Source organism: Azospirillum brasilense, from assembly GCF_007827815.1.
GTDB lineage: Bacteria > Pseudomonadota > Alphaproteobacteria > Azospirillales > Azospirillaceae > Azospirillum > Azospirillum brasilense_C.
In genome coordinates this window covers 1-3,453 of the sequence record NZ_VITH01000036.1, presented here as the reverse complement: position 1 = coordinate 3,453, position 3,453 = coordinate 1, and the positions used below count along the sequence as shown (strand labels likewise).

Annotated in this window: 1 protein-coding gene; it reads left to right on the top strand. The window is 65.0% G+C overall.

The genetic code is table 11. The features are described 5' to 3' along the window. Positions 1–594: 594 nt before the first annotated feature. The coding region (locus FBZ83_RS31235) for a beta strand repeat-containing protein (protein WP_247888557.1) at positions 595–3,453 on the top strand (2,859 nt) is incomplete at its 3' end.

Below are 3,453 nucleotides of genomic sequence, written 5' to 3'. Positions count from 1 at the left end.
ACCACGGCACACGCCAAACCAAAACGGACACGGACGGACACGGTTTCACACACGCTTGACAATCGGCTTCATGAACGACAAAGCCGGCGCTTTCCAAACGGAAAGCGCCGGCTTTTCGTCGTACTTGGGGTGTCGCCGAGGACCGCCACCCAAAAGCGCCACCATTTTTCGCGATTGCTAACCACTCTTTCTCAAGGGCAATGCCATGGCTTTGCCGATGAATGAGACGACTGCATGCCATTTGTCGCTTTTTGTAATTATTAGTTGCTTGCTGTGGCCTTGCTTGCGAAGCACAGTTTCGAGGTTTCGCACTATTTCCGATCGCCATTCAACGTCGCAGCGCCCCATTATAGAAGATGCATTGCGCTTTTCTGCAATCATACCTTACAAAAATAAAGTTGCTCGCGCCAATTAGGCGTGCCCAATTCCATGCCGCAGTGCACGTGATGCTGCCGCCATCCAGTGTCTGAAAATAGGCGTAGACAAAATATTAACCTCGCTATCCATTATTGAGAGGTAGTGGCGGATCGAATGGGAAGCGCGCTCCCGCCACTAGGGTCCCGAAGCCTAAGAATGCTACTATAAGAGGATGAGATGGCTGCTGGTGGAACTCTGACGCTCACGCCTGGTGCTGACTACGTCTTTTCCTCGACGGAGGCTTGGTCGGGGATCGTTGGCAACGGCAGCACCCAGGGCGTCAGGCTCAACACCCAGGGCCAGACCCTGACGGTGTCCAACCTCGATCGTCTCATCGGCGGCACATCGGCCCAGAGGAAGGATGTCGTGACGCTGGCCGGCACGGGCGGCAACACGATTACGGTCCAGGCGCTGGAGACGCTGATCGGCGGTTCCGGCAACGACCGGGTTCTGTTGACGACCACCGGCACCACCATGGTGGTGGAATCGCTCGAAACGATCATCGGCGCGACCACCGGCACCGCCCTCATCACGCTGGCCGGCACCACCGGCAACACCATGTCGGTGGCCTATCTGAAATCGCTCGTCGGCAGCGCGGGCAAGGACGTCATCAACCTCAACGCCGCGGGGTCCACCGGCTCCACCATGACAGTGTCCCTGATGGAGACGCTGATCGGGACCAACGGCCTGGACATGATCGCCACCATCGGGGGTGGCACCAACACGATGTTCCTGCAGGGCATCGAGCTTGTCCTCGGAAACGGGTCCGCGGCCGCCGGCAACGATACGGTCATTCTGGCCAACGGCGGCAACACGATCGGCATCGCCTTCCTGGAAACCCTGATCGGCGGCACCGGCAACGACATCGCAACGCTGGCCTTCCGGTCCGGCACGGCCAATCTGCAGACCGGCGGCGGCACCGTCGCCATCTCATCGATCGAAACAATCGTCGGCGGAGCCGCCGTCAACGGCAACGGCGGCCGGAGCGCCGCCATCCTCCTCGACATTGGCAACACCATCACGGTGGCAAGCCTCAGCACCCTGATCGGCGGTGGCGGCAACGACGTCGTCAACATCACGCTCCGGGACGGAAGCCCGATCGTCGGCGACCAGAGCATTCCCTGGAGCACCACCGGCAGCACGATGCTGGTGTCGCTGGTCGAGACGATGATCGGCAGTTCCGGCGACGACTTGGTCGTCGCGCTCAACAGCGACGGCATGACCCTCGCGGTTTCGGCGATCGAGTCCGTCGTCGGCAAGGCGGGGAACGACGTCGTCGTCCTCGGCACCGGCGGCAACACCATCCAGGTGGAGGCGCTGGAAACCTTGATCGGCGGTTCCGGCATGGACGTGGTGACGGTGCGCACCTCCAGGGGCGCCACCATGACGGTGTCCGCCGTCGAATCCATCGTCGGCAATGCAGGCACCGACGTCATCTACCTCGGCGCCGGTGGCAACACGGTCCAGGTCGAGGGGCTGGAAACCGTGATCGGCGGCACCGGCAACGATGTGGTGACCATCACCGACACCGCCGGCACCGTCTTCGTGTCGGGTGTCGAAACCATCTACACGCCCTATCAGACGCTGACGCTGAGCGGGACGGACACCTACGTCTCCCTGCCGCCGGCTCCCGCCGACACGACACCGCCGTCGATCACCGCGGTGTCGATCCCGGACGCCGTGATGAAGATCGGCGACGTGGTGACGGTGACGATCACCGTGGCGTCGGACAGCGACACCTACACGCTGGGCAACGGCAGCACCGTCGGCGGCTTCACGCTGGGCAACCTGGCCAAGGTCGACGCGACCACCTACACCGCCACCTTCACGGTGACCAGCGGCGGCACCGATGTCGCGGCGGGTTCGGACGTGCCGGTCAACATCGTGCTGACCGACACCGCCGGCAACTCCAACACTCCCTACACCACGGCGATCAGCCAGGGTGCCGACCGCATCGACGCCAACCGGCCGACCATCGCCTCGGCGGCGGTGAACGGCACGACGCTGACGGTCACCTTTGCCGAAGCCATGTCGGCGAGCAGCGCCGCCGGCCTGACCGTGACGGTCGCCGGCCAGAGCCGCGCCGCGACCTACGCCAGCGGGTCCGGCACCGCCACGCTGACCTTCACCCTGGCCTCGGCGGTCGGCCAGGGCGAGACGGTGACGCTCGACTACAACCCGGGCACCGGCACCCTGACCGACACCGCGAGCAACGCGCCGGCCAGCGTCACCAACCAGTCGGTGACGAACAGCACCGCGGCGCCCGACACGACGCCGCCGTCGATCACCGGGGTGTCGATCCCGGACGCCGTGATGAAGATCGGCGACGTGGTGACGGTGACGATCACCGTGGCGTCGGACAGCGACACCTACACGCTGGGCAACGGCAGCACCGTCGGCGGCTTCACGCTGGGCAACCTGGCCAAGGTCGACGCGACCACCTACACCGCCACCTTCACGGTGACCAGCGGCGGCACCGATGTCGCGGCGGGTTCGGACGTGCCGGTCAACATCGTGCTGACCGACACCGCCGGCAACTCCAACACTCCCTACACCACGGCGATCAGCCAGGGTGCCGACCGCATCGACGCCAACCGGCCGACCATCGCCTCGGCGGCGGTGAACGGCACGACGCTGACGGTCACCTTTGCCGAAGCCATGTCGGCGAGCAGCGCCGCCGGCCTGACCGTGACGGTCGCCGGCCAGAGCCGCGCCGCGACCTACGCCAGCGGGTCCGGCACCGCCACGCTGACCTTCACCCTGGCCTCGGCGGTCGGCCAGGGCGAGACGGTGACGCTCGACTACAACCCGGGCACCGGCACCCTCTCCGACACCGCGAGCAACGCCCCGGCCACGGTGACCAACCAGTCGGTGACGAACAACACGGCGGACACGACGCCGCCGTCGATCACCAACGTCACGATCCCCAACCAACCGGCCCAGGTCGGCGATACGGTGACGGTGACGATCACCGTGGCGTCGGACAGCGACACTTACACGCTGGGCAACGGCAGCACCGTCAACGGCTTCGCGCTC